This is a genomic window from Polynucleobacter sphagniphilus (assembly GCF_001953355.1).
GTDB classification, from domain to species: Bacteria; Pseudomonadota; Gammaproteobacteria; order Burkholderiales; family Burkholderiaceae; genus Polynucleobacter; species Polynucleobacter sphagniphilus.
Map to the genome: position 1 here is coordinate 34,351 of NZ_MPIY01000017.1, position 26,495 is coordinate 60,845.

23 protein-coding genes are annotated in these 26,495 nt (G+C 46.3%); 7 read left to right on the forward strand and 16 right to left on the reverse strand.

Features of this window, described 5'->3' with window-relative positions:
* The first annotated feature begins 24 nt into the window (after positions 1-24).
* A complete protein-coding gene (locus tag BOQ04_RS08865) occupies positions 25-342 on the forward strand; it encodes a DUF1840 domain-containing protein (protein WP_076024385.1) in 318 nt (105 codons plus the stop codon).
* On the opposite strand, the gene metH is transcribed toward BOQ04_RS08865, so the two are convergent.
* Both metH and BOQ04_RS08875 read right to left on the reverse strand, forming a co-directional pair.
* Positions 339-3,083, reverse strand: a complete 2,745-nt coding sequence (gene metH / locus BOQ04_RS08870) for a methionine synthase (RefSeq protein ID WP_076024386.1) — start codon at positions 3,081-3,083, stop codon at positions 339-341. The two genes, BOQ04_RS08865 and metH, sit on opposite strands and share 4 nt — an antisense overlap.
* Positions 3,080-4,144: a homocysteine S-methyltransferase family protein gene (locus BOQ04_RS08875; protein ID WP_076024387.1), complete on the reverse strand. Its 1,065-nt coding sequence runs from the start codon at positions 4,142-4,144 to the stop codon at positions 3,080-3,082. The genes metH and BOQ04_RS08875 overlap by 4 nt, the downstream gene beginning before the upstream one ends.
* Before the next feature lie 73 nt (positions 4,145-4,217).
* On the opposite strand from BOQ04_RS08875, the gene BOQ04_RS08880 reads away from it, so the two are divergent.
* Positions 4,218-4,670 carry a PhaM family polyhydroxyalkanoate granule multifunctional regulatory protein gene (locus tag BOQ04_RS08880; protein WP_076024388.1) on the forward strand — a complete coding sequence of 151 codons (453 nt, stop codon included), beginning with the start codon at positions 4,218-4,220 and terminating at the stop codon, positions 4,668-4,670.
* Here the strand turns inward: BOQ04_RS08880 and BOQ04_RS08885 are convergent.
* The gene (locus BOQ04_RS08885; RefSeq protein ID WP_076024389.1) at positions 4,582-5,667 is read right to left on the reverse strand and encodes an MBL fold metallo-hydrolase; all 1,086 of its coding nucleotides are present in this window, start codon (positions 5,665-5,667) and stop codon (positions 4,582-4,584) included. The genes BOQ04_RS08880 and BOQ04_RS08885 overlap by 89 nt on opposite strands.
* A gap of 21 nt (positions 5,668-5,688) precedes the next feature.
* Here BOQ04_RS08885 and BOQ04_RS08890 point away from each other — a divergent pair, with 21 nt between their 5' ends.
* Positions 5,689-5,865, forward strand: a complete 177-nt coding sequence (locus tag BOQ04_RS08890) for a DUF1289 domain-containing protein (RefSeq protein ID WP_083657578.1) — start codon at positions 5,689-5,691, stop codon at positions 5,863-5,865.
* A gap of 4 nt (positions 5,866-5,869) precedes the next feature.
* On the opposite strand, the gene acuI is transcribed toward BOQ04_RS08890, so the two are convergent.
* Entirely contained in the window at positions 5,870-6,853 is a 984-nt protein-coding gene (gene acuI, locus BOQ04_RS08895; protein ID WP_076024391.1) for an acrylyl-CoA reductase (NADPH), read from the reverse strand.
* Positions 6,854-7,029: 176 nt separating this feature from the next.
* Between acuI and BOQ04_RS08900 the strand changes: the two genes are divergently transcribed.
* Positions 7,030-7,530 carry a flavin reductase family protein gene (locus BOQ04_RS08900; RefSeq protein WP_076024392.1) on the forward strand — a complete coding sequence of 167 codons (501 nt, stop codon included), beginning with the start codon at positions 7,030-7,032 and terminating at the stop codon, positions 7,528-7,530.
* 13 nt (positions 7,531-7,543) lie between these two features.
* Complete coding sequence (locus BOQ04_RS08905) at positions 7,544-8,206, forward strand: glutathione S-transferase family protein (protein WP_076024393.1); 663 nt, start codon at positions 7,544-7,546, stop codon at positions 8,204-8,206.
* Positions 8,207-8,210: 4 nt separating this feature from the next.
* Here the strand turns inward: BOQ04_RS08905 and BOQ04_RS08910 are convergent, their stop codons facing one another.
* The 8 genes from BOQ04_RS08910 to BOQ04_RS08945 form a co-directional block, all read right to left on the reverse strand.
* Positions 8,211-11,246: an efflux RND transporter permease subunit gene (locus tag BOQ04_RS08910; protein ID WP_076024394.1), complete on the reverse strand. Its 3,036-nt coding sequence runs from the start codon at positions 11,244-11,246 to the stop codon at positions 8,211-8,213.
* Positions 11,247-11,253: 7 nt separating this feature from the next.
* Positions 11,254-12,393, reverse strand: a complete 1,140-nt coding sequence (locus tag BOQ04_RS08915; RefSeq protein WP_076024662.1) for an efflux RND transporter periplasmic adaptor subunit — start codon at positions 12,391-12,393, stop codon at positions 11,254-11,256.
* Positions 12,394-12,508: 115 nt separating this feature from the next.
* A complete protein-coding gene (locus BOQ04_RS08920; protein ID WP_076024395.1) occupies positions 12,509-14,083 on the reverse strand; it encodes an efflux transporter outer membrane subunit in 1,575 nt (524 codons plus the stop codon).
* 130 nt (positions 14,084-14,213) lie between these two features.
* Entirely contained in the window at positions 14,214-16,046 is a 1,833-nt protein-coding gene (gene glmS, locus BOQ04_RS08925; protein ID WP_076024396.1) for a glutamine--fructose-6-phosphate transaminase (isomerizing), read from the reverse strand.
* Entirely contained in the window at positions 16,046-17,518 is a 1,473-nt protein-coding gene (gene glmU, locus BOQ04_RS08930) for a bifunctional UDP-N-acetylglucosamine diphosphorylase/glucosamine-1-phosphate N-acetyltransferase GlmU (protein WP_076024397.1), read from the reverse strand. Before glmU ends, glmS begins: the two co-directional genes overlap by 1 nt.
* Positions 17,515-18,423 carry a tRNA 2-thiocytidine(32) synthetase TtcA gene (gene ttcA / locus BOQ04_RS08935; protein ID WP_076024398.1) on the reverse strand — a complete coding sequence of 303 codons (909 nt, stop codon included), beginning with the start codon at positions 18,421-18,423 and terminating at the stop codon, positions 17,515-17,517. Before ttcA ends, glmU begins: the two co-directional genes overlap by 4 nt.
* A 21-nt stretch (positions 18,424-18,444) precedes the next feature.
* Positions 18,445-18,840 (reverse strand): dihydroneopterin aldolase, encoded by a 396-nt coding sequence (locus BOQ04_RS08940; RefSeq protein WP_076024399.1) that lies wholly within the window; start codon positions 18,838-18,840, stop codon positions 18,445-18,447.
* A gap of 29 nt (positions 18,841-18,869) precedes the next feature.
* Complete coding sequence (locus BOQ04_RS08945) at positions 18,870-19,700, reverse strand: SDR family oxidoreductase (RefSeq protein ID WP_076024400.1); 831 nt, start codon at positions 19,698-19,700, stop codon at positions 18,870-18,872.
* A 37-nt stretch (positions 19,701-19,737) separates the two neighbouring features.
* Between BOQ04_RS08945 and BOQ04_RS08950 the strand changes: the two genes are divergently transcribed.
* Complete coding sequence (locus BOQ04_RS08950; RefSeq protein WP_233126751.1) at positions 19,738-20,913, forward strand: class I SAM-dependent methyltransferase; 1,176 nt, start codon at positions 19,738-19,740, stop codon at positions 20,911-20,913.
* A gap of 12 nt (positions 20,914-20,925) precedes the next feature.
* On the opposite strand, the gene BOQ04_RS11030 is transcribed toward BOQ04_RS08950, so the two are convergent.
* From BOQ04_RS11030 to BOQ04_RS08965, 3 genes are read right to left on the reverse strand one after another with little or no spacing between them, the layout of a single operon-like run.
* Complete coding sequence (locus tag BOQ04_RS11030) at positions 20,926-22,062, reverse strand: tRNA nucleotidyltransferase/poly(A) polymerase-related protein (RefSeq protein ID WP_076024402.1); 1,137 nt, start codon at positions 22,060-22,062, stop codon at positions 20,926-20,928.
* Positions 22,062-22,970, reverse strand: coding sequence for a complex I NDUFA9 subunit family protein (locus BOQ04_RS08960; RefSeq protein WP_076024403.1), 909 nt, complete (start codon positions 22,968-22,970; stop codon positions 22,062-22,064). The genes BOQ04_RS11030 and BOQ04_RS08960 overlap by 1 nt, the downstream gene beginning before the upstream one ends.
* A 14-nt stretch (positions 22,971-22,984) precedes the next feature.
* On the reverse strand, positions 22,985-24,946 hold the full coding sequence (locus BOQ04_RS08965) for a lytic transglycosylase domain-containing protein (RefSeq protein WP_076024404.1): 1,962 nt from the start codon (positions 24,944-24,946) through the stop codon (positions 22,985-22,987).
* 71 nt (positions 24,947-25,017) lie between these two features.
* Between BOQ04_RS08965 and BOQ04_RS08970 the strand changes: the two genes are divergently transcribed.
* On the forward strand, positions 25,018-25,635 hold the full coding sequence (locus tag BOQ04_RS08970; protein ID WP_233126753.1) for a 5-formyltetrahydrofolate cyclo-ligase: 618 nt from the start codon (positions 25,018-25,020) through the stop codon (positions 25,633-25,635).
* Here BOQ04_RS08970 and metF read toward each other — a convergent pair.
* Positions 25,627-26,463 (reverse strand): methylenetetrahydrofolate reductase [NAD(P)H], encoded by an 837-nt coding sequence (gene metF / locus BOQ04_RS08975; protein ID WP_076024406.1) that lies wholly within the window; start codon positions 26,461-26,463, stop codon positions 25,627-25,629. The two genes, BOQ04_RS08970 and metF, sit on opposite strands and share 9 nt — an antisense overlap.
* Positions 26,464-26,495: the final 32 nt, after the last annotated feature.

Below are 26,495 nucleotides of genomic sequence, written 5' to 3' on the forward strand. Positions count from 1 at the left end.
TTTATCAGGTGGTAAGCTATACAAATGATCTATCAATTTCGCTCCAAAGCGGGTCCAGACGTCATTATGTTGGCTGATCTATCCCAACGAATATTTGATATCTTGGGTCGCCCGCTTGAATCTCGGGGAATCCTGACTACAGAACAATTGCCTAGTTTGATTCATATGCTAGAGACCGCCATTCTGAAGGATTTAGAGGATCGCGCCCAAATTAATACAGCAGAAGAGCCTGGAAGCACAAAACCGAAGCTCGCCGATCGATTGGGTCAGCGAGCTTACCCTTTTTTGGAGTTGATGAAGCAAGCCAATTCCATGGGCGAACCCGTCATGTGGGGCGTTTAATCTAAAGAGCTGGAAAGCTGACGGCGTACATTCTCAACAGAATCACCGCGCCGCTGGGCTAAATCCTCGAGCTGATCAGGGGAGATTTTGCCCACATTGAAGTAACGGGCATCCGGGTGTGCCAAATAGAAACCACTCACGCTAGAAGCAGGATTCATAGCCATTGATTCTGTCAATGTCATACCAATATCCTCAGAACCTATGACACGCAATAAATCCTCCTTAACCTCATGTGCCGGGCAAGCTGGATAGCCAGGCGCCGGACGAATACCACGGTACTCTTCATTGATCATTTGATCGTTGGTCAACATCTCATCCGTGGCATATCCCCACAAATCAGTGCGCACACGATGGTGCATGAGCTCAGCGAACGCTTCAGCCAAGCGATCAGCCAAGGCTTTCAACATAATTGCACTGTAGTCATCATGCTTGGCTTGAAACTCAGCGACTTTTTTCTCAACACCATGACCAGTAGTCACAGCAAAGCAACCTAAGTAGTCGGCCACACCAGAATCCTTTGGTGCAACGTAATCCGCTAGGCAGCGATTGGGTCGACGTAAGCCATCTACCACAGGGCGCTCAGCCTGTTGACGCAGGTTATGCCACACGAAAAGAGGGTGTTCACGCGACTCATCGCTATATAAAACAATATCGTCACCTACTGCATTAGCAGGATAGAAAGCGACTACAGCATCAGCTTGCAGCCATTGACCTTTAATCAATTTGTCGAGCAAGACTTGCGCATCTTCAAATACTTTGCGAGCTTCAACTCCAACTACTTCGTCATTTAAGATAGCTGGGAATTTCCCCGCTAAATCCCAAGTCTGGAAAAAAGGGGTCCAGTCGATGTATTTTGCGATATCACTTAAGGCAAAGTTCTTAAATAAGCGACGACCAATAAATTTTGGCTTCGCGGGTACATAAGATGCCCAATCAATTAGCTCACGATTTTTGCGAGCCGCCTCCAATGAGATAGTTGGCGCCGCCTTTTTATTCGCATGCTGCTCACGAATGCGTACATAGTCATCACGCAGCTCTTGAATAAACTTCTTAGCACTCTCATCCGAAAGCAAGCTAGAGGCTACCGATACCGAACGTGAGGCATCAGGCACGTAAACCACTGGTCCATCATAGTGCGGAGCAATTTTTACAGCGGTATGCACACGTGAAGTCGTTGCGCCACCAATCATTAATGGAATCTGACGCTCACGGAAATAATCATCACGCTGCATCTCTTGCGCAACATAAGTCATCTCTTCTAAAGATGGAGTGATTAAACCGGAGAGACCGACAATATCCGCCTTCTCTTCTTTGGCACGCTTGAGAATTTCTGCGCAAGGCACCATCACACCCATATTAGCCACTTCAAAGTTATTACATTGCAGTACAACAGTCACAATATTTTTACCAATATCATGGACGTCGCCCTTCACAGTCGCCATCACAATTTTGCCCTTGGCTTTTGCCTCACCACCGGCTGCAATGTGTAGGCGCTTTTCTTCTTCAATGTAAGGAATGAGTAAGGCTACTGCCTGCTTCATCACGCGCGCACTCTTAACTACTTGAGGCAAGAACATTTTTCCAGCGCCAAATAAGTCGCCGACGACATTCATGCCATCCATGAGTGGGCCTTCGATTACCTCAATTGGTCGACCGCCCGCACCCATGATTTGGGCACGCAACTCCTCGGTATCTTCTTCAATAAAGCTTGTAATGCCGTGAACGAGTGCGTGGGTTAAACGTTCACGCACAGGCGCTTCGCGCCAAACCAAATTCTCCACTTGCTTTGCACCACCACCTTTAAATTGATCAGCAATTTCAAGCAGACGCTCAGTAGGGGTTTTACCTTCTTTTTCTTTAAAGCGATTGAGAACGACGTCTTCTACGCGCTCACGTAGCTCTGGATCAAGATCAGCATACACACCCAACTGGCCAGCATTCACAATACCCATATCCATGCCTGCTTGGATAGCGTGGTACAGGAATACGGTGTGTATTGCTTCGCGCACGCGATCATTGCCGCGGAATGAGAAACTCACATTCGATACGCCGCCACTGACCTTTGCACCGGGGAGATTTTCTTTAATCCAACGCGTTGCATTAATAAAATCTACTGCGTAGTTATCGTGCTCTTCAATGCCTGTAGCAATCGCAAAAATATTCGGATCAAAAATAATATCTTCGGCCGGAAAACCAATCTCATTCACCAGCACTTTGTAACAACGCTGACAGATTTCTGTTTTACGCTCAAAGGTATCGGCTTGACCCTGCTCATCAAAAGCCATCACTACTGAAGCAGCGCCGTAACGACGGATCAAGCGTGCTTGTTTTCTGAAGGGTTCTTCACCCTCTTTCAGAGAAATCGAATTAACAATGGGTTTGCCTTGAATGCATTTAAGACCTGCTTCAATGACGCTCCATTTAGAAGAGTCAATCATGATGGGCACACGCGCAATATCTGGCTCAGAGGCAATGAGATTTAAGAAGCGAACCATCGCCGCCTCTGAATCTAACATGGCTTCATCCATATTGATGTCAATTACCTGCGCACCATTTTCAACTTGCTGGCGAGCAACAGCCAATGCCTCGTCAAATTGATTATTGAGAATCATGCGCGCAAACGCTTTAGAACCAGTGACATTGGTACGCTCACCAATATTCACAAAGCCTACGTCTGCTGTCACATTAAATGGCTCTAAGCCCGACAACTTCATTGCAGGCATTACTTTTTTATCGCTCATACTGCAGTCTCAGTAGCTTCGCGGTAAAAAGCGCGTGGCTTTCGTTTTGCAACAGCATTGGCTATTGCGCGAATGTGATCCGGGGTTGTACCGCAGCAGCCACCCACCAAGTTAACCAAGCCATCCTTAGCAAATCCATCAACTAAGCCTGAAGTAATGTCCGGTGTTTCATCAAAGCCGGTATCACTCATGGGGTTAGGCAGGCCAGCATTGGGGTAGCAGGAAACGGCTGCATCGCATATACGCGCTAACTCGGCAATGTAAGGGCGCATGAGAGCAGCGCCCAAAGCACAGTTCAAACCAAATGTCAGGGGCTTAATATGACGCAAGCTATTCCAAAACGCCTCTACAGTTTGCCCCGAAAGAATGCGTCCCGAAGCATCGGTCACCGTTCCAGAAATCATGACAGGCAAACGCTCGCCAGTTTCCTCAAAGAATTCATCCAAAGCAAATAGAGCGGCCTTGGCATTCAAAGTATCAAAAATTGTTTCCACTAAAAACAGGTCAACGCCACCTGCAAATAAACCTTCAATTTGTTCGCGGTAAGATGCTCGCAGCGCATCGAATGTGATGTTGCGTGCGCCTGGGTCGTTCACGTCCGGAGAAATGCTGGCGGTCTTCGGCGTTGGCCCAATAGCGCCAGCCGCAAAACGAGGCTTATCAGGCGTACTATATTTATCGCAGGCAGCGCGCGCCAATTTAGCAGAAACTTCATTCATCTCGCGCGCTAAACCAGCCATCTTGTAATCTTCTTGCGCTACTGAGGTCGCACCAAAAGTATTGGTTTCAATGATGTCTGCGCCAGCATCCAAGTACTGCTCATGAATGGTGCTAATAATCTGTGGCTGAGTTAATACCAATAACTCATTGTTTCCTTTGATATCGCCCGGGTGATCACTAAAACGTGTCTTAGCAGGCTGGCCACGATAATCTGCCTCTGTTAGCTTGTATTGCTGAATCATGGTCCCCATTGCCCCGTCCAATATGAGGATACGTTGCTTTAAAAGCTCGGGAAGCGCCTGACCGCGCGTATAGCGCTGGGATAAACCATTAGATTGCATTTTTTACCGGGATAACTCTCTAGAATCCCTTATTCTATTGGTAAATGCCACTCTTTATCTAACCGGAGTCTATATGTTTGGAACCATTCCAGAATTCAATCAAAGCATGGACATGCTAAAGACCATGTGGGGGCAAACGGCCGCAGGCCAAATGCCCGGGCAATTTCCCTTCACTACCGATGCCTCTAAGGCGGCAGGTGGGTTTGGAGCCGCTTTTCCTGGATTAGACGTAGACGAGCTCGAAAAGCGCATTAAAGACCTGAAAAGCGTCGAAAACTGGCTGAGCATGAACCTGAACATTCTCAAGTCAACCATTCAGGGGCTAGAAGTTCAGCATGCCACCATGATGGCGCTTAAATCATTTGGGGAAGCTGTATCTGCTGCAGGAGCTGCTGCTACGGGAACTTCTGAGGGTGCAAGCACCAAGGCGAAGAAGCCTACCGCACGCAAAACCGCAACACGCCGTCGTCGCAAAGCTGGCGATCCAACTTTCCTCGACGAAGTAGGTAATTCAGATGAGCAATAGCCTCGCCCATGGCAAAGGTCATTTGGTGAATATCTAATTCCCGCTTAAATAAAACCGGCACTATCTCACGAGCAGTTGCCGGTTTTTTGCAGGCGCTCATAGTATCGGCCAAGCGTTCATCGTGGTGCGTCTTTAGCTGAGCAATACGAGGCTTCATCCCGATAAATGGCTTGCCATGAGAAGGTAGGACTAAAGTGTCGTCAGGCAGGGGTAAATAGCGCTCCAAGGAATCGAGATATAAGCCGAGGGGATCACCATCCGGATCGGCGTCATACACGCTCACATTCGTTGATATTCGCGGCAACAACATGTCCCCAGAAATCAATACCCCGAGAGCCTGGCAATACAAGCTGGCGTGCTCAGGAGCATGACCATAACCCATGATGACTTGCCAAGCATGACCGCCGATAGCAATCATTTCACCATCCATGATGCGGCGGTATTGCCGTGGCACCCCAGGGACCATCTTGCTATAGTAATTTGCCCGCCCACGTATTTTTTCTAAGTCTTCTGGGGCATTTAATCCATGACGCTGAAAATGATCAGCCGAGCCGCCACTTCCGGCTCGAGCGCCTATGGCGGCGCCACCTTCTTTATGACTCAACCATTGCGCCGTTAAATAATCGGTCATGGAGATCCACAATGGGGCCTTCAACCGCTCACAGAGCCACTGAGCTAGGCCAATATGATCTGGGTGCATATGCGTCACAAGGACACGTAGCACCGGCAAACCTTCTAATTGGCTAGCAAATACAGTCTCCCAAGCCAACTGCGTTTCTTCGTTTGCAATACCGCAATCGACTATCGTCCAGCCAGATACACCATCGATAGAGTCACGCAAAAGCCATAAATTAATATGATCTAAGGCAAAAGGAAGTCGCATTCTCAGCCAACGCACTCCAGGAGCGACCTCAACCGTTGACCCCAATTCAGGTAATACATCACCTAAGGGATAATGAATAGCACTTTGAGAATCTGACTGATTTTTTGTATTCATATTTTTGATCTTAGGCTTGTCTTGATAACAGTTCCATCACCTTGCATTAATTGGTGCGACATCGACCCTTTAAATGGGTATTGTCGTGGATGCTATCGTACCCTGAATGAAATCGCCGCTTGGTCTGAGCTCACTAATGAAGACAAGCTCAAAGTTTGGGAGCAACTTCATGCTCGCAAACCTGAGCAAGCTTCTTAGAAGCCTATTGATTTACATCTACAATCACGCGCCCACGCACATTGCCCGCCATTAATTGGTCGGCATAAGTAATCGCATCTTGCAACGAAATTTCTTTAGAGATTTCATCTAAGGTATTGAGATCAACCAATTGACTTAATTGCTCATAAGCAGCAATGCGTTTTGCACGTGGCACCGTCACGCTATTGATGCCATACAGCGTTACACCACGCAAAATAAAAGGCGCGACCGATGATGGGAAATCCATGCCTTGCGCTAAACCACATGCGGCTACGGCACCATCGCTCTTGGTTTGGGCACAGGCATTTGCCAAGGTATGACTTCCTACGCTATCAACTACCGCTGCCCAGCGCTCTTTAGCGAGGGGCTTGCCTGGTGCGGACAGGGAAGCACGATCAATGATTTCATTGGCGCCTAATTTTTTCAAATAGTCTGCCTCATCAAGGCGTCCAGTGCTAGCCACAACAGTAAAACCAAGTTTGCTCAAAAGACTGACCGCAAAGCTGCCAACGCCACCGGCTGCGCCAGTAACCAATACTTCACCATCACTAGGCTTAGTTCCGTGTTTTTGTAGAGCCATAATGCACAGCATGGCGGTATAGCCTGCAGTACCAATGGCTAAGGCTTGTTTAGCAGTAAAACCCTTTGGAAGCGGAATGAGCCAATCAGCCCTCACGCTGGCACGCTGCGCCAAACCACCCCAATGGCCTTCGCCCACACCCCAGCCGTTTAACAAGACCAGATCCCCGACCTTAAAGTCAGGACTGGCGCTTTCAGTGACGCAGCCCGCGAAATCAATGCCTGGCACCATTGGAAAGCTACGCACTACTGGACCTTTGCCAGTAATGGCCAAACCGTCTTTGTAGTTCAAGGTCGAATAGAGAACATCTACCTTCACCTCACCTGCAGGGAGAGCAGCCTCTTCAAGCTGTTGGAGCTGTGCACGATAGCCCTGCTCATCTTTATTAATTACGATTGCTTTAAACATGTCACTTCCTTTTGTAAGCGTGTGTAGCCTCACAACAAATACTTAATAGGTTTATTCTAAGGAGCATTGTTGCCTAAAGAGGTTTCTGTGAAAAAAATTCTACTATTAACCGCAATTTCTGGCTTGGGTTTCGCCTTTTCCCACGCAGAATGCACTACAAGCCCACTCATCAAATAATGACGCCTTTTACATCGCAAGAATTACGCAAGGGATTTGCCTCTTTCGCAACCGGAGTGACGGTCATTACCTGCTTAGATGCGCAGGATCAATCGCACGGAATCACCATTAGCTCCTTTAATACAGTCTCACTCGAGCCGCCTCTCATTTTGTGGAGCCTAAAGAAGCACTCGCGCTTAATGCCTTTTTTTGAAGTTGGGCATAAGCAGTTGATTCATGTGCTTGAGCGCTCACAAGAAGCGCTGGCAATGCATTTTGCAACCGTGAAAGAAAATCAGTTCGTCAATATCGCCCACCAACGCGCAGCAAGCGGCTTAAATCAAATTGATGGTTGTGTGGCTTATTACGAATGTGAGACCGTCTCCGTCCATTTGGGCGGTGATCACAACATCATTGTGGCAAAGGTCTTGAATTTAAAAAATGATCCGGAGAAAGAACCCCTTATATTTGCGCGCAGCAAATTTGTGGGACTCAATCCAATGGATCTTAAAACCGCTTAAAAAGGAAATTCAAATGCGCTTATGGGGTAGAAAAAATTCTATTAATGTCCAAAAGATTCTGTGGACTCTTTTGGAGCTAGGCTTTGAAGAAGGTAAGGATTTCGAGCGCATCGACGCAGGCCTACAGTTTGGAAAAAATAACAGCCCTGAATTTCTAAAGCTCAATCCCAATGGTCTAGTACCCGTATTGGAAGATGAGGGCATCGCCCTGTGGGAGTCCAATACCATCATGCGCTATTTGGCGCGAACACATGATAAGCAAGGCCGTTTCCCAACTGACATTAACAGTCAGTATCAATCTGAAAAATGGATGGATTGGCAATTAAATGCGATGTGGCCAGACTTGAGACAGTCATTTTTGGGGCTGACACGCACTGCGCAAGCCGATAGAAACTACCCAGCAATACGTCAACAATTCCAAAATTCAAACAAACACTTTAGTGTGCTCGATCAGGCACTAGAAACTCAACAGTACTGCGCGGGTGAACGCTTTCATCTAGGTGATATTGTCCTTGCCCTATGCGTGCACCGCTGGATTTTATTAAATGAAACCTTCCCCGAAGAAACTGGTCCACGCACTCCATTAAAAAATATTGATGCCTGGATGGAGCGCATGAATAACAATACTCACTTTAATGAGTTTGCTGACAAGCAACTCAATATCGTCACGAAATAGTTTCTTACTCTTGCGTAAATTTCCTAGCGTGGTGATCGGCGCCAATAAATAGATACATTGCAGGCACCACGAATAAAGTAAATAGAGTACCAATAGATAAACCGGTAAAGATCACGATACCCATTGACTGACGCCCTGCTGCACCCGCCCCAGAGGCGACGACCAAGGGCAATACGCCCAATACCATTGCAGCAGTTGTCATTAGGATGGGTCTGAGACGAACACTGCTTGCCTCAATAATTGCATCTAACTTACTGCGCCCTGCGAGTTGTAATTCATTTGCAAATTCGACAATCAAAATTCCGTGCTTACTAATTAAACCCATTAACGTGACCAGACCTACCTGCGTATACACGTTTAAGGTGGTGAATCCCAGATTGATAAAGATCAGAGCACCAAACAATGCCAGTGGTACTGATACCAAAATCACAATCGGATCACGGAAACTTTCAAATTGAGCTGCGAGTACCAAGAACACGATCAGAATCGCAAAGAACATGGTTACTAAAAATCCGCCTGACTCTGCCATGAACTGGCGGGAAGGTCCTGCATAGTCCATGGTGTAACCGCTTGGCGCAACTTCTTTTAAGGTCTGGCGCATAAACTCCAACAAATCCGCCTGCGAAATAAATGGCGTACTCACCCCAGAAATCGTTGCTGAATTCAATTGCTGAAAGTGATTAATCGACTCTGGAACTACTTTTTGCTTAATCGTGGCAAAAGTGCGCGCCTGAATCATCACACCACTCGGCGTACGAATGTAATAGTCCAAGATTTGATCGGGATTTAATCGATCCACCTGTTTTACTTGTGGAATCACGCGATAAGACCTACCTGCAACGGCAAAATAATTAACGTAGCCACCACCCAATGCATTGGTAAGTGCGGCACCCACTTGTTGCTGGGTCATACCGAGCGCTGCAACTTTGTCACGATCAATTACCAAGACATCTTGCGGTTTATCAATCTTTAAATCTGAATCGACAAAAAAGAAATTGCCGCTGCGGCGCGCTTTATCCAATACCTGCTGCGCTACTTCATTGAGTAATTCATAAGACTCCGTACTATTAATAACCACTTGCACTGGTAAGCCTTGTGCGCCAGGTAAAGCAGGAAATTGAAATGCCGCCACCCTAGCGCCAGCAATCGAATTCCACTTATTCTGCATATCCTGCTGGAACGAAGTGGCGCCACGCTTACGCTCACCCCAGTCCTTGAGAATCACACCGCCGAAGCTGGTAGTAGGGCTGGTGATTTGGAAAATTTGCTGATACTCAGGTTCAGCAGCCGCAATTTGATAAATCTGATCGGCATACATTTGCATCTGGTTGACGGTACTATTCGGTGGCCCAGAAGCTTGCATCAACACAATGCCTTGATCTTCTGTTGGAGCAAGTTCAGCGCGCGCAGTTGCATAGAGATAAGCAACACCGCCCAAAAGCAATACACCCATCACAATAATGACTTGCCAGGTGCTCAATAGGTTACGTAAAGTGGCCTGATAACTATGATGGACTCTGTCAAAGATGTGATCAATCTTTTGTACAAAAGGAGACGCCTCTTGAGCTTCAGTAAAAATACGGGAGCACATCATTGGGGAGAGCGTTAGCGCAATTAAGCCTGAAACAGCAACAGCACTGGCTAATGTAAAAGCAAACTCAGTAAACAAAGCGCCTGTTAAGCCGCCCTGGAAACCAATAGGTATGTACACCGCAATAAGCACTACCGTCATCGCTAAGATTGGGCCGCCTAATTCACGAGCGGCAATCAAAGAGGCTTCTAGGGGTGACTTCCCCTCTTTCATATGGCGGTCAACGTTCTCCACCACAATAATGGCATCGTCTACGACTAATCCAATGGCAAGCACCAAAGCCAACAGGGTCAGCAAATTAATCGAGTAGCCCAGCATCTGCATTAAAAAGAAAGTGCCAATCAATGAGAGGGGCATAGCAATGACAGGCACTGCAACTGCACGATAGCTACCCAAGAAAAGGTAAATCACCACCGTCACAATCAATAGTGCTTCGAGTAGGGTATGAATGACTTCACTAATCGAGCTAGTGATAAATTGAGTGGAGTCATAAACCACTTTGCCAGTCATGCCAACTGGGAGTTGCCTCTGAATATCTGGTATCACCTTGCGGACTCGCTCAGCAACATCTAATAAGTTAGCCTGCGGCGCTACCTTAATACCTATAAAAACAGATTGCTTGCCACTAAAAGCGACATTGGTGTTGTAGTCCTCTGAACCCAGACTCACACTAGCGACTTGCTCCAAATGAACAATGTTGATGCCATCTTGCTTCACAATGAGCTTACGGAATTCTTCTAATGTGTGTAGATCGGTACCCGCAACCAAGTCGACGGCAACCATGTCTCCTTTGGTACTTCCAACGGCAGAAATGTAGTTGTTAGCAGCCATTGCGTTATATACATCATCAGCCGCAATGCCTAATCCAGCCATCTTTTCACGATCTAGCCAAGCTCGTAAAGCAAATTTTCTGCCGCCAATAATTTCAGCATTCTGCACGCCCTCAACTGAATCAAGCTTAGGCTTTACAACACGGAGTAAGTAATCGGTAATTGCATTACTGGGCAAGTTCTCACTATCAAAGCCCATGTACATGGCATCAGTAGACTGACCCATTTGTACCGTCAAGATTGGCTGTTGGGCTTGCACTGGAAGTTGATTCTTGACAGCACTAATTTGTGTCTGAATTTGCGTTAAGGCCGCATTTGAATCGTAGTTCAACTTGAGCGTTGCAACAATAGTTGAGACGCCACTCACGCTTGTAGAAGAAAGGTAATCAATCCCCTGCGCTTGAGAAACTGAAGCCTCCAGTGGTTGAGTAATAAAGCCTGCAATCGTTTCTGGATCAGCGCCGTAATAGGCGGTTGTTATCGTCACTACTGCGTTCTGAGTTTGCGGATATTGATTGATTGGCAAGGAGCCAATCGCCTTCAAGCCAAACACCAATACCAGCGCGCTCACAACCAGTGATAACACTGGCTTACGAATAAATAGGTCGGTCCATTTCATTGGGGACTTATTCCTGTGGCTTTGGATTAGGAGAGTTAGCGGGCAATACGGTATTGTTAATAATTAAAGGGGTACCATTTTTTAATTTAAGCTGTCCACTGGTCACTACCGTGTCGCCCTCTTGCAAGCCCTTCAAAATAGCAACCTGATCACCCCGGGTAGAACCAGTGGTTACAAATACTTGTTGAGCTTCTAATACAGGCTTACCTTCTTTATCTTTCTTATCCGTTGCTTTCGCAATAAATACCGTAGAGCCATATGGGTTATAGGTCACCGCTGTCTGGGGGAGAGTCAATAACTTGGTTTCTTGGCCGACTTTGATATTTACGTTTGCAAACATCCCGGGCAAAATTTTCTTATCCGGATTGGCCAATTGGGCTTCAATCTGAATATTACGAGTATTGGTATCCACCTTTGGACTAACTGCTGTGATCTTGCCAGTGAAGGTAGCATCCTTAAATGCATCGGTCGTCACGATAATGTCTTGCCCAACTGCAATTTGCTCGGCATTGCTTTGTGGCAGTGTGAAATCTAGAAAAATAGGATCTAGTGTTTGCAGGGTCATCAACTTATCGCCAGGATTGACATATTGACCTGGATTGATAGTCACAATACCAACGCGCCCACTAAAAGGCGCCTTTAAAGTCTTTTTAGCGACTAAGGCAGCTTGCTGTTCCACTTGTGCTTGCTTAGACTGGGCATCTGCTTTGCTGGTGTCATAGACATTCTTGCTAATCGCTTGAATTGCTAATTGCTGACGATCTCGCTCATTAATCACTTTCGCTAAATCAGCCAAAGCCCTTAAAGAATGTAGCTGGGCAACATCAGACGCATCATTTAATTTAATCAAGAGGTCTCCTTCTTGCACATCTTGACCTGATTTCACCGCCACTGTTTGCACCAAACCACCAAGCTCAGTACTTAATTCAACCCCCCTGAAAGCGCGTACATTTGCCACGCTAGTTAAATTAGGCTGCCATAGGGTAGAAGTAATATCCATCGTCGACACAGTTGCTGGAGGTAAGCCGGCCCCCGAGATAAATTTCTTAATCATGTAGCTCTTAAACTGGTTGAAACCAAAAATAAGGCCAAGCAACAAACAGACACAGCAGAGCATGATGATCATGCGACGACGCAGGGGATTCATCTCCTGTAATTTTGCATAGGCCCGAGTTGTTTTAAACCATGCACGTAAACGCATCTTCTGTCCAAGATAGCCAAAAACTGCTTTTATCTTTAGCCACACCGCAACCAGGGTGGAATTAATTTTCTCGAGGAGTGTCATTTGAGTTCTTACTTAATCCGTTAGTGAGATCGGCATTACTTAAAGAATTACTTTCGCTATGCGCTTGGAACGCTGGAGCTTCACGATTCCACCAACCACCTCCCAATGCGGCAAAGAGAGCCGCTGTATCTGAGAAGCGGGTTGCTTGTGCTTGAATCGATTTAATTTTGGCTTGCTGGTACTGGCTTTGGTAATACAAAACTGCTAGGTAGCTTTGGGTCCCCAACTTATATTGCTGCTGCACCAAGTCCAATGTTTCATAGGCATAACGCTCTGCATTGGAGGCGGCCTTCAATGACCTTGCGCCCGTATCTAAGGCACGCAAAGCATCAGCCACTTCTTTAAACGCATTTAATACTGTGGCCTGGTATTGATATACCGCCTGATCATAATTAGCCATTGCACCGCGACGTTGTGCCTGCAGTTGGCCGCCCTGGAACAGGGGTTGGAAGAGCCCGCCACCAACACTCCACAGCGCTGCACCCGGGCCAAAAAGTGCGCCCGTTGTCAAAGCCTCAGAACCCATGGCAGCTGTTAAATTCACCTGCGGTAATAAATTAGCAGTCGCCACACCCACTAGTGCATTAGTGGATTTAAGCTGGGCTTCAGCAGCCCGAATGTCAGGTCGCTGACGCACTAAATTCGATGGCAAAGAGAGTGGCAGCTTACTCGGTAAATTGAGGGTGCTTAGATTGAATGCCGCAATGTCTGCATTACCAGGAAGCTCCCCGGTATAAATTGCCAATTGATTGCGCGTAATTGATAGATTTTTCTCGTAGCCAATTAAATCACCTTGCGTGTTAGCTACTAATGCTTGTTGCGAAGTGACGTCAACCTTAGACACGGTTCCTATTTGCAATTGCTGCTCAGTAAGCTCAGCCAAGTTTTCTTGAGCCTTCAAAATTTCATCTGTAGCCTTCAATTGCGCCTCAAGCGCTGCCTCACGAATGGCTGAGGCAACTATATTCGAGGTGAGAGATAAGTACGCCGCTTCTAACTGAAATTGTTGGTACTCAGCTTGAGCTCGAGCGCTCTCAACTGTGCGGCGTGCACCACCAAACACGTCTAACTTATAGCTCACGTTAACCGTAGTGTTATATAAGTTATAAATATTGCTCCCATTCCCGGGCAGGCCAAAAGCAGCATTGGGTGTTTGTTGGCGACTACCGTTTGCCCTCAATCCTACGGCAGGAAAGTATTGACCGCCAATTTGTGCATTGACGTTTTCTTGAGCAGAGCGCAGTGCAGCATCAGCAGCACCTAGGGTTGGATTCTGCTGCAGAGCTTTTTTAATGAGGGCATTTAATTGGGGTGACTTGTAAAGCTCCCACCACTGCGCCGAAATATCAGCGTCCTTCACAAACTCTTGCGGTGTGCCTCCAGGGACATCTGGCACGGTAGCTAATTTTTCAGAAACGGGTGTTTTAGTAAATCCCACCACTTTAGGCACATCTGGCTGTTTAAAGTCTGGGCCAACTGCGCACGCACTCAATGCCGCCGCCATTAAGGGCAGAAGCAAATGCAATCTAGGGAAGCTCTTTAAAAAAAACATGAAGTGTTTCAATACCCTCTTTCTACAGCAGATATTTGAACACAGTTTTGCGACTTCGTTTTGTAAGGTCCTGATTTATCTAATTAAATTTGTTTACACACTGAGATGGAAGTCAAACTACAAATTAACCCTACTCGACGGTGACACTTTTTGCCAAGTTTCTTGGCTTGTCGACATCGGTACCTAAAGCACAGGCAGTGTGGTACGCGAGTAATTGCAGCGGCACGACATGCAATATGGGGGATAGATTCCCATAGTGCTCAGGCAAGCGAATGACTTGAATGCCTTCACTGCTAGTGATTTCAGTATCTTGATCTGCAAATACATACAACTTGCCACCACGTGCTTTTACTTCCTGCATATTGGATTTGAGCTTCTCGAGCAATTCATCCTTGGGGGCAACCGTGACAACGGGCATCTTATCCGTAACCAATGCCAATGGTCCGTGCTTGAGCTCCCCAGCAGGGTAAGCCTCAGCATGAATATAAGAGATTTCTTTTAGTTTGAGGGCACCCTCGAGCGCAATCGGATAGTGCATACCGCGACCAAGAAATAAGGCATTCTCACATTGAGAGAATGCTGCACTCCATGCAATGATTTGAGGCTCCAGCGCTAAGACGGCGTGCAAGGCTTTTGGCAAGTGGCGTAACTCAGCCAACAATTGCTTTTCTTTTTCTGGAGAAATTTTTCCCGCACGTTTAGCAAGTGACACCGCTAAAAGATAAAGGGCCACTAACTGAGTGGTAAAAGCCTTGGTAGAGGCAACCCCAATCTCGGCTCCTGCTTTTGTTAAAAATTGCCATTTGGTTTCACGCACCATTGCACTGCTAGCAACATTACATACTGCCAAAGTAAATTGATGGCCCAAGCTTTGTGCATGCCGTAATGCAGCCAAAGTATCCGCCGTCTCACCCGATTGCGAAACCACCACAACCAAGGTTTTCGGATTGGGCACAGTAGTGCGATAACGATACTCACTTGCAATTTCGACTTGCGTAGGAATGCCAGCAAGATCTTCAATCCAATACTTGGCTACGCAAGCAGAGTAATAACTAGTCCCGCAAGCAAGAATCAATATCTGCTCAAATTTTTTCCACTCTTCTGGATCCGCATGAAAAAGCTCGGGGCCAAATCCTGCAATATTAGCCAAGGTATCACCAATCGCCCTGGGTTGCTCAAAGATTTCTTTTTGCATGTAATGCTGATAGGGACCCAAATCAACGGAGTCGGCCTGTGCTGGCATCGGCTTATGCTGACGCTGTACAGCATTACCTGCTGCATCAATGATCTGTATACCTTCAGCCTGAAGAGCAGCAACATCACCCTCCTCTAGATAAAGCATGGAGTGGGCTCTACCTGCTAATGCAAGTGCATCCGAAGCCAGGAAATTCTCGCCCTCTCCAAGCGCCACAACGAGCGGCGAACCCACTCTAGCACCCACCAAAATATCTGGACAGTCCTGTGCAATCACACCAATAGCGTAAGCACCATGCAACCGAGGCAATACCGCTCTAACCGATGCGAAAAGATCTTTTTTACCTTGTGCTACATATTCTTGATGAATCAAATGCGCAATCACTTCTGTATCTGTCTCGGAAGTAAATAGATACCCCACAGACTTCAATTGTGTGCGTAACACTTCGTAATTTTCAATGATGCCGTTATGCACTACCGCAATCAATTCATTTGAGATGTGAGGGTGGGCATTTTCAGTATCGGGTTTACCGTGCGTAGCCCAGCGGGTATGGGCAATTCCCAGGGTGCCATGAAAATCTTTACCCTGCTCAGCCAATTCAGAAACACGCGCGGTCGTACGCGCACGTTTAATAGGGTGCTTGTTATCATCACCATTGATTACTGCAAATCCACAAGAATCGTAACCGCGATATTCAAGGCGACGTAGTCCTTCAATCAGGACGTCCACAATATTCTGACGTGATACACCTCCAACAATACCGCACATTATTTTTTACCCTTTGTGGATTTTGAGGCACTTTTTTTTGCCGCTGGTTTTTTGCTAACGGATTTTTTCTCTTGCTTCACAGGGCGTTGCCACTGTAAAGAAATTTGTTTTGCTCTAGAAACAGTCAGTTGATTCGGCGGGGCGTCTTTAGTCAGTGTTGTGCCTGCCCCTAAAGTTGCACCGCGTCCAACACGTACCGGTGCAACCAACTGAGTATCCGACCCAATAAATACATCGTCTTCAATAATGGTTTGATGTTTATTAACACCATCGTAATTACAAGTGATTGTCCCGGCCCCAATATTTACTCTAGAGCCCACAATGGAATCACCTACATAGGCTAAGTGATTAGCCTTGCTATTGGCAGCAATCTTGCTATTTTTTACTTCAACAAAGTTTCCGATGTGCACATCATTTGCTAAATCTGCACCGGGACGCAAGCGTGCATAGGGACCAATAATTGAGTGACTGCCCACTCGAGCACCATCTAAATGACTAAATGCATGTATCTGCACATTTTCTGCAAGTGTGCTGTTACGAATAATGCAATATGGACCGATCTGAGTACCAGCCGCTAAACTGACATCACCCTCAAAGACGCAACCTACGTCAATAAAGACATCAGTGCCACATACCAAGCTGCCACGAATATCAATACGCGCAGGATCAGCCAGCGATACGCCAGCATCTAACAGGTGATTGGCTAAACTTTGTTGGTGGACTCGCTCAAGGGAAGCGAGTTGATCACGACTATTCACGCCTACAGTTTCATATTCAAAATCTGCCTGTGCTGTTCGAATAGGAACACCATCTTTCACTGCCATGGCAATCACATCAGTTAAATAGTACTCACCTTGGGCATTACTGGCACGCAAGGACTTTAACCATTTCTTCAACGAGCCAGTTGGCAACACCATAATGCCGGTATTGATTTCAGCAATCGCTTTTTGCGCTGGCGTGGCATCTTTTTCTTCCACAATTTGCACAACGGATCCATCCGCATCACGCACAATACGACCATAGCCTGTTGGGTTATTCAAATTTTGTGTTAACAATGCGAGAGCAGATTCTTGACCACGCACACCATCAGCCAACTGCACTAGTTTTGACAAAGTTTTTTTAGTGGTTAGCGGCACATCGCCATAAAGCACTAAAGTAGGCTCTTGCACATCTAACTTGGAGAGTGCCTGCAATAGCGCATGGCCGGTACCCTTTTGTTCCGCCTGCAATACCGTGCTGACCTTAGAGACACTAGCATCAGCTTGGGCTGCTTTAGTTAAAAAGGTTTTAACATCTGCTGAGCCATGTCCTACAACCACAATCGGGCCTCTTGCAGCCTGCTTCCCTTGAAGCGCTAAAGCCGTGCCCAATACATGTGCAAGCAAAGGCTTACCAGCAAGTGTTTGAAGTACTTTAGGCAGCGCGGATTTCATCCGCTTGCCTTGCCCTGCCGCCAAAATGACAATATTCATAAAGATTGATTATAAATCCCAGGGATAACCGTGCCGCAAGCCAATTCATCGAGCTCGGTCTCATCAATTGCCTTATCTCCGCCGGATCGGGCAGCAATACCGCCCAATTGGGTTGCGACCTCTAAATTCTTAAAATCAAATGCTTCGCCGTCCATCAAATGGGATGGCACGATGTGGTGCATTGAGCGAAAAAGATTTTCAACGCGCCCCGGAAATTGCCTCTCCCAGTCCCGCAGCATTTGCTTCATAGCGCCACGCTGTAAGTTTGGCTGACTGCCGCATAAATTACACGGAATGATAGGGAAATTCATATCAACTGCATAACGCTCTAATAGCTTTTCTGGCACATAAGCCAAAGGTCGAATCACAATATGCTTGCCATCATCAGAGCGTAACTTAGGAGGCATGCCCTTTAACTTCCCTGCATAAAACATATTGAGCATGAGTGTTTCTAAGATGTCATCGCGATGATGTCCCAAAGCAATCTTAGTAGCACCCAGCTCATCGGCAACGCGATACAAAATTCCACGGCGCAAGCGGGAACATAAACCACAAGTCGTTTTTCCCTCAGGAATAACGCGTTTCACAATACTGTAAGTATCTTGCTCTTCAATATGAAAATCTACGCCTAAACTTTTTAAATAGTTTGGCAAAATTTCTTCTGGGAAATCCGGCTGCTTTTGATCCAAGTTAACAGCAACGATTTCAAAATGAATCGGCGCACGCTCCCGCAGCTTGAGCAAGATATCAAGCATGGCATAACTATCTTTCCCTCCCGACAGACAGACCATGACTTTATCGCCGTCTTCGATCATGCCAAAATCACCAATGGCTTGACCCACCAGACGGCATAACTTTTTTTCTAGCTTGTTTTCTTCGAAAACAACTTTACGAATATCACCCATCAGCTCAATATATTCTTTTGTTTAATTTTGTTTCATCCGAAATACTTCAACACCAACAGAATGGCAGTCGGGGTACACATCTGGTTTTGCAGTACTCACGCGGGCTGCCAATACTTTTGGGTGCATCAACATTGCCGCAACAATCTCATCACAGAAGGTTTCTTGTAAATGAATATGGCCCTGCATAGCCCGTGCCTTAATAGTTTCGCGCATGAAGTCATAATCAACTACTTCGTCCAATAAATCTTGTGTGGGTGTATTTTCTTTTAAGGGTATATATAAATCGACATTCAAAATGACGCGCTGTTCAGCCTTTTTTTCGAAGTCATGAACGCCAATGTTGATATAGATTTCATAATCGCGCAAAAATAAGCGGCGGCAATCCACTAAAGCGGGATGAGAAAGAATGGCATGCATAAATAGTGGCCTAAATAATTATTTGTAAATCAATTCGTTTTAAACATGACATCACGGTCAGATGGCAGCAAGTGCTGCCCACCATCAACATATAAGGTGGTTCCAGTGATGGCATTCGATTCTGCTAAAAAAACTGCTGCTCTAGCAATATCATTTGGGGTAGAGGACTTTCCAAGTGGCGTCATCTGATGCGCACTCGTAAATCCTGACTGCGTTTGATCGCCCGATGGCAAAGAAATCCCTGGGGCTAAACCAACAACACGTAGCCATGGTGCGAAATCCATTGCCAATAACTCCACAGAAGCAAGCAGCGCACTTTTTGATAAGGTATAGGATAAATAATCAGGATTTGGATTAATCAATTTTTGATCTAACAGCTGAATGACTGCAGGCAGTACGCTTTGAGCTGATTCTGTGCCAGCTTGCTTTGCCTTGATTGTCTTTTGCAATGCAAACATGAGCTGAGATAAAAGAATCGGAGCAGTCACATTAACCTGCATGTGCTCTTGTAGGCTTGCACCACTTAATGGCACTTCAGAGTTAGCGCGATCAAATTCAAAAATAGAAGCGTTATTCACCAAACAAGACAGATTAGTAAATTCATGGCTCACCGCTATAAATAGGGCCCGAACATCTTCTTCCTGGGATAACTCAGCCCGAAATGCTTTGGCCCTTCTGCCCAGGGCTTGTATTTCAGTTACTGTGGCCATAGCCTCAGACTCAGAACGCCCATAATGAACCGCAACGTCCCATCCTTGACGAGCAAACTCAAGGGCAATGGCCTTACCTAAACGCTTAGCAGCGCCGGTCACCAATACCGCTTTATTTTGCTGTGAAGGGGATATTGAACTCAAGTTCACCAAAATTCTCTTAGACTAACGAGCTATGGATATTACCTTGAGCAGCCTCGAAACGGAGCATACCGCCCTTCTATATCAAAAAATGGCGACTGAAATAGCCTCTGGAAGTGGGCAAATGCCCTTTTCTCGCTATATGGAGATGGCACTTTACGAGCCTGGAATGGGTTATTACAGCGCTGGTGCTCATAAATTAGGCATTGGAGGTGATTTCACTACCGCCCCTGAATTAAGCCCACTATTTGGCGCAGCCATCGTCTCAACCTTATTGCCCGTTTTGGAGGCCCTCAAAGCCAAAGGCTTACCCGCCCAGATTCTGGAGTTTGGTGCAGGCACTGGTAAGTTAGCCCAATCTATTCTGAAGCGCTTGCACGATCTGGGCTTTGCTTTGGATCGCTACCAAATTATTGAGATTTCACCGGACTTAACGCAAAGACAACAAAAAAGGCTGGGGAGTATCTCAGCAGAATTAGGCCTAACAACCGAATGTCAGTGGCTCAGCGCTTTACCCGAGCAATTTAAGGGCGTCATGATTGCTAATGAGGTGATCGATGCTATTCCTTGCGATGCTATTGTTTATCAAGATGGATTTTGGCATTGGCAGAACGTTTGCCTTCATGAAGGTCAACTTACCTGGCAAACCGGTGCGCCAGTCCCTCAAGATCTTTTACCCGAGCCACTACGAGTTGATAGCTATTCAGAAGGCTATGTCAGCGAGCTGCATCTTCAAGCAAATAGTTGGCTTCGTCAGATTGCAAAGCAACTGGATATGGGCTTATTTCTGACATTTGATTATGGCTTTCCGGAGAGCGAGTATTACCACCCACAACGCATTGAGGGCACACTAATGGCGCACCATCGCCATCATGCGATTCAAGATCCGTTTTATCTTCCTGGCCTATGCGACATCACGACACACGTCGAGTGGTCTCAAATTGCCCGCAATGCATTGGATGAAAATGCAGATGACGTGTACCTCACTAACCAAGCAGCATATTTACTTGATGCTGGTATCGGTGAAATTGCCCTAGAGAGTGCAGACCCGAGCAACCCTGAAGTCTTTCTACCTATCTCTAATGCCTTACAAAAACTACTATCGGAAGCCGAGATGGGTGAACTATTTAAGGCGTTTGCCTTCTCAAAGAATCTGCATACGTTACTACCGGGATATTCTCTTGAGGATCTACCTGGACTTCGCGGCAGAAATAGGCTGTAAACCAGCCTGGTTTTAATTATTTAGATTCAGCGCAGAGGTGATGGTGGCTAAGCGTGCCGCCTCAACTGCACTCCGAATGCGCTCACCATTCAGTTTGTCTTCAAGGGGAATGGTGGCAATAATTTCAGGTGCATTAAGCAGTTGTGCTTGTTGCATAGCAAGAATCAAGCTGTCCACCTTAAAACCAAGTTTGCGAGCTAGCTGCAATAACTTGTTGCCACGCTCAGGCTTACGCCAAACATCAGCGCGATTGAACCAAGCAAGCACATCGATTGCTTGAAATACACCACCTAAGCTCATCTTCAGAAATTGAATTAATTCACTAAAGATTTCACTAAAGTCGCGCACCTCTATTGGCATTCGAATGCACTCCGCCCAAGACCGTATTTCAGTAGCGGGCAAGTTCATCAAAGCCACTGCACAACGCTGCTCTAATACTGCCGCACTTGCATGTAAATGCGCACCCATGATTTCTCTCGCGGGCTCTTGTACTAATTGAGCTACCAAGCTTGCGGGCAAAATAGTTTGCGCAGCAGCCGTATCCAACAAGACTTGAAACATTCGCATCGGCTTATCCGCAATCAAGCCTCTGGCCAATTCTTGCCAGATTCGCTCAGGAGACAATGAATTGAGTTCACCCGATTGAACAATCGCCTTGAGTGCTTCGAGCGTTTCAGGGGCTACCGTAAATTGCGGAAAACGCGCTGCAAAACGAGCAATTCGCAGTAGGCGTAAAGGGTCTTCTGCAAAAGCATCTGATACATGCCGAAATACTTTCGCCACCAAATCTCTTTGGCCATTAAAAGGGTCAATAATTGGACCTACCAATGCACCACTCTCTGACACTTCTTGAGCCATAGCATTCATCGTCAAATCACGCCGCTCTAAATCTTGCTCTAGTGTCACCGAGGGATCGGCATGAAAGAGAAAACCTTTATAGCCTAAGCCTGTTTTGCGCTCCGTACGGGCCAAAGCATATTCAGCTTGTGTTTGGGGGTGCAAAAATACCGGGAAATCTTTTCCGACCGGTCGAAAACCTTTCGCCAACATCTCCTCTACGCTGGAGCCAACCACCACATAATCAATGTCATGCATCGGTAAACCCATTTGGGTATCGCGAATGGCTCCGCCTACCGCGTAGATTTTCATTACACCAAATCCTCGATAGCTCGACGACTGATGCCAAATACATCCATCAGTGCATCTTGGCCGCCTGGAGGCAAAATATTGGGTGTTTGCATAGATGCAATATTGTCACGGGACATGAGCGTCTTGATTGGCAAATACTCAAAAGCCAGGGCTTGTAAATAACCCACTAAATCAGGCGCCGGAATAACAATACAAGAGGATTTAGATTTACGCGCCGCCAATTGAACAATTTCTTTCATCGTCAGCACTGTCGCTCCAACCAGATCATAAGATTGGTGAGTAGCTCTTGGCATTTTCAATGATGCAGTAAATGCGCCCGCAACATCATCGACACTGACGGGCTGAAACTGTGCATCACTATGCGCTAAAGGTAAGGCTGGAAATAATTTGGTTAACTTAGCAAACAGATTAATGAATTCATCTTGCTCGCCAAAAATAACGGATGGGCGAAAAATAGTCCAATCTAAATTACTAGCCTTCACTGCAGCCTCACCGTCGCCTTTACTGCGCTGATACATCGATAAGCCCTGACTATCGGCACCCAGAGCACTCATATGCAAATAACGCTTTAAGCCATGCAACTGCATTGCAGTAATAATATTTTTTGGCAAATCAACATGCGCAGCCTTAAACACTTTGCCATAGGGTGTCGCAGGTTTATCGTGTAACACGCCGACTAAATTAATTACAGCACCAGTAGGCTTGATGCAAGCACAAAGGCTTTGCAATTCATCAAAGTCATTTACATCGGCATCTTCAATATGCACTGCAGGAAGAATACGGAAGTCACGTGCACTAGCAGGGTGACGGGTCGGAATTAAAACAGAATAACCCTCCCTTTGCAGGCGCGCTGCAAGTGTTCGCCCTACAAACCCATTGCCACCAATTAAAAGAATGTCGTATCTCATAAAACCCCAATGTCTTAAGGTAAATCAGAAGAATTAGCAGCTTTAGGGCTAATTACTCCCAGCCGTTGTTTTAGTGAAGGTGTTTGCCCCTGAATGACTGTCGTGTAGTAAGTTGAGTTTGCCAAGACATTCTTGACATAGGTACGCGTCTCATTAAATGGAATCGTTTCAGCAAAGATGGCGCCTTCTGTTGGCGTTGTTAATTTCTCACGCCATTGTTTAGAGCGTCCAGGACCTGCGTTGTATGCTGCTGAAGCCAAAACCCAGGATCCATCCAAATCCATCAATACCATATTCAAGTAATTACTACCTAAGGTGAGGTTGGTATTGGTGTTGCTCAACTGGTCATTGGTATAGGAGGTCATCCCAATTTTCTTGGCTACATATTTTGCAGTGTTGGGCATCACCTGCATCAAACCAGAAGCACCAACGGAAGATGCGGCATTCATAATGAAGCGCGATTCTTGACGTATTAATCCATAAGCCCAAGCCAAATTCAAATCAATTTGCCTGGCAATCGGAGAAAGCTCATCACGATAAGGGGTGGGATAGCGCAAACTAAAGTCATGCTCTTGCTTGGTACGATCGGCTGTATTGACAACACGGTCATATAAGTTGATTCGCTTGGCATATTCTGCGGCAGCCAATAATTGTTTGTCGCTCATATTACGCAACTCCCAATTCCACTCCCGATTGCCCTCAAAGCGCAAATTCATTGCGTATAAACGCTCGGCTCTAATAAAACCCTTGCGATTAGTCATTGCTTCTATTTCTGGCTCGGATACTTTAGTACGTGGAGGCGCATGATTTGGCCTACCCAATTCTTCACGCGCTAATTGGCCGTAGAAATTAAATTGGTCAGAAATTAATTCATAGTTTTCTCGCGCCTTGGCATCTTGACCATCCGCCTTTAATGCGCGCGCATACCAATACACCCAGGCTGGATCGCGATTGCGTACAGCTGGGTTCATACCCTCAATTGCACTCTTTACCAAGCTCCAATCTTTGGCGCGCAGTCCAGCGCGCACTTTCCACTCCTGCGTTTCAGCGGAGAGTAGTTCGTTATAGCCTAATTCTTGTTGCATGCGGTAAGCATCGGCTGCGTTTGAGTCGAGTTTTTTTCCTAAAAACTGCCCAATAACACCCCAAGCAACTGCTTGATTCTCTTTACTGTAACGAGAAGCCACCTGAGCAAAGTCTTTATACGCTTTTGCAGGATCGGTTTTGGCTGCCTTAACAATATCTGCGATTGGATCATCGCCACCTAAGCGGCGGGACATCGTATCAAAACCCATTTCATTAGCAGCGCGCCCAATTGCCTTTGCTTCACTTGCACTCATGCCACCAAACCCTACTAAGGCTGGTACTAACTCTTGACAGGCCTGCCCGAAATAGCGGGGATCAATTAAAACTGCACGCACATCAAGCCCTACTTTTGCAGGATTTTCACCTTGCGCCAATCTGGATTGCAAGGCGTAGCACTTCACTTGGGTGTCATCATCTAATACAAATTTGGCATATTGAGCATCAAAATTAGCCCAATCTTTTCGTTTGCCCAAAACCAATAGCCAATCATTACGCATCCGATCAGCTAAAGCACTGCCTTGATATTGAGTGAGAAATGCATTCACCTGAGAATCTGCAGAACTATCAGCACGCGCGCCACCAGCGCTATCAAACAACTGGGGCTTAATGCGAAAGTAAGCCACATAATCATCGTAGGGGTAATTGGTCAGACTTGCCGCCAATTGCTGCGTTTTAGCGACATCATTCTTTTTGGCTGCCTCGCGTAAATCGATAAAAATACGATCGCTATCAGTTAAATCGTTGGCCATTACCTTGCTAATATTGTTAGAACCGCTCTTTTTTGTTTTATCAGCGTGAGCCATAGGGGATGCCAGAAGAATTCCCAAGAGGAATGCCCCTGCGATTGCCTTGCCTTTTTTTGCGCTTACAAGCAACTTCTTTTTCACCATCAAACCCCATGTGTCTTTACCAAGCTCGCTGAGCTACTATATTCTTTAATTTTCGCCTGATAATGGTCGATATGCACGGCAATTCGTTAAAAACTCTTCGCCAAAGCTTGATTAGTCAGCGCAAAGCATTTGCGGCAGAGTCCGTATTCCCCCAAGCAAAAGAGGGTCTCATTACTTCCCTTCAGAATTTCCTGGCCATCAATGATGTTTTGCTGAGGTCAGTTGCCTTGTATTGCCCCATTCAGGATGAAATCGATCTACGCCCGGCCTTACTGGCTTGGGCCAATCAGGATGCCAAGCGGAGCTTACTGCTACCTTTTGCACGCCCAGATAAACATCTTGAGTTTTATCTATGGAAAGAGGGGGATACATTAAGCCCAAGCAAGCATGGCGTTCTAGAACCTAATCCAGGAAATATCGAGCGTCCCCAAATGGTGCCTGACTGCATCTTGCTACCCTGCGTAGGCTGGAATGCATCCCAGCTTGAAGGTAAACAACATTATTGGCGTCTTGGCTATGGCGGGGGTTACTTTGATCGCACGCTTGCACAATTACGTCATGCCAACCCAAAACTGCTATGTGTTGGCATTGGTTTTCATTGGCAAAAACTAACTGACAGCCAATGGGCTGCTCAGGCACATGATGAACCCTTGGATGCCCTCATTACTGAGTCCGGTTTACTATTTTGATTGCGCTAGATTGAGATTATCCGTAATCGCTAAAACAGCATCTGCTTGATTCAGAGAATAGAAATGCAATCCAGGAGCGCCAGCGGTCAATAACTGGTCACATAGGTCGGTAACCACTTCCTCACCAAATGCACGAATCGAAGCAATATCATCACCATACGACTGCAAACGCAAACGAATCCAGCGAGGGATTTCAGCGCCACAGGCATCAGAGAAACGTAATAATTGCGTACTATTGGTAATCGGCATAATGCCAGCGATTACAGGCTGGGTAACACCCAAATCATAAGCCTCATCTACAAAGCGAAAGTAAGCGTCGCTGTTGTAAAAATACTGGGTTACCGCTGAGTCTGCACCGGCTTTCATTTTTTGTACAAAGAAATCAATGTCACTTGCCGGTGATTTTGCTTGTGGATGCGTTTCGGGATAGGCAGCAACATCAATGTGAAACCAATCGCCAGTCTCGGTACGAATAAATTCAACTAATTCATTGGCATGATGAAATTCACCGTACTGACCCATGCCAGAGGGTAAATCGCCCCGCAAAGCAACAATGCGTTTTACGCCAAGCGCTTGGTATTGGTTAAGCATCTCGCGCACGCTGTCACGTGAACTACCCACACACGATAAATGAGGCGCTACAGCAGCCCCTGCCGCATGGATATCACTTACTACTTTTAAAGTACCTGATTGTGTCGAGCCACCGGCACCAAAAGTCACGGAATAGAATGCAGGCTTGAGTGTTTCACTTAAACGCTCACGCACCATGTGTAGCTTGCTCTCCCCTTCAGGTGTTTTAGGAGGAAAGAATTCAACGCTTAATTCCATGATTTTGGGCCTATATACTTTATATCTACAGA

Excerpts from the sequence above, each read along its gene's own strand:
- BOQ04_RS08865 (WP_076024385.1), top strand. The coding sequence starts at position 25 with ATGATCTATCAATTTCGCTCCAAAGCGGGTCCAGACGTCATTATGTTG.
- metH (WP_076024386.1), bottom strand. The coding sequence starts at position 3,083 with ATGAGCGATAAAAAAGTAATGCCTGCAATGAAGTTGTCGGGCTTAGAG.
- BOQ04_RS08875 (WP_076024387.1), bottom strand. The coding sequence starts at position 4,144 with ATGCAATCTAATGGTTTATCCCAGCGCTATACGCGCGGTCAGGCGCTT.
- BOQ04_RS08880 (WP_076024388.1), top strand. The coding sequence starts at position 4,218 with ATGTTTGGAACCATTCCAGAATTCAATCAAAGCATGGACATGCTAAAG.
- BOQ04_RS08885 (WP_076024389.1), bottom strand. The coding sequence starts at position 5,667 with ATGAATACAAAAAATCAGTCAGATTCTCAAAGTGCTATTCATTATCCC.
- acuI (WP_076024391.1), bottom strand. The coding sequence starts at position 6,853 with ATGTTTAAAGCAATCGTAATTAATAAAGATGAGCAGGGCTATCGTGCA.
- BOQ04_RS08900 (WP_076024392.1), top strand. The coding sequence starts at position 7,030 with ATGACGCCTTTTACATCGCAAGAATTACGCAAGGGATTTGCCTCTTTC.
- BOQ04_RS08905 (WP_076024393.1), top strand. The coding sequence starts at position 7,544 with ATGCGCTTATGGGGTAGAAAAAATTCTATTAATGTCCAAAAGATTCTG.
- BOQ04_RS08910 (WP_076024394.1), bottom strand. The coding sequence starts at position 11,246 with ATGAAATGGACCGACCTATTTATTCGTAAGCCAGTGTTATCACTGGTT.
- BOQ04_RS08915 (WP_076024662.1), bottom strand. The coding sequence starts at position 12,393 with ATGAATCCCCTGCGTCGTCGCATGATCATCATGCTCTGCTGTGTCTGT.
- BOQ04_RS08920 (WP_076024395.1), bottom strand. The coding sequence starts at position 14,083 with ATGTTTTTTTTAAAGAGCTTCCCTAGATTGCATTTGCTTCTGCCCTTA.
- glmS (WP_076024396.1), bottom strand. The coding sequence starts at position 16,046 with ATGTGCGGTATTGTTGGAGGTGTATCACGTCAGAATATTGTGGACGTC.
- glmU (WP_076024397.1), bottom strand. The coding sequence starts at position 17,518 with ATGAATATTGTCATTTTGGCGGCAGGGCAAGGCAAGCGGATGAAATCC.
- ttcA (WP_076024398.1), bottom strand. The coding sequence starts at position 18,423 with ATGGGTGATATTCGTAAAGTTGTTTTCGAAGAAAACAAGCTAGAAAAA.
- BOQ04_RS08940 (WP_076024399.1), bottom strand. The coding sequence starts at position 18,840 with ATGCATGCCATTCTTTCTCATCCCGCTTTAGTGGATTGCCGCCGCTTA.
- BOQ04_RS11030 (WP_076024402.1), bottom strand. The coding sequence starts at position 22,062 with ATGAAAATCTACGCGGTAGGCGGAGCCATTCGCGATACCCAAATGGGT.
- BOQ04_RS08960 (WP_076024403.1), bottom strand. The coding sequence starts at position 22,970 with ATGAGATACGACATTCTTTTAATTGGTGGCAATGGGTTTGTAGGGCGA.
- BOQ04_RS08965 (WP_076024404.1), bottom strand. The coding sequence starts at position 24,946 with ATGGTGAAAAAGAAGTTGCTTGTAAGCGCAAAAAAAGGCAAGGCAATC.
- BOQ04_RS08970 (WP_233126753.1), top strand. The coding sequence starts at position 25,018 with ATGCACGGCAATTCGTTAAAAACTCTTCGCCAAAGCTTGATTAGTCAG.
- metF (WP_076024406.1), bottom strand. The coding sequence starts at position 26,463 with ATGGAATTAAGCGTTGAATTCTTTCCTCCTAAAACACCTGAAGGGGAG.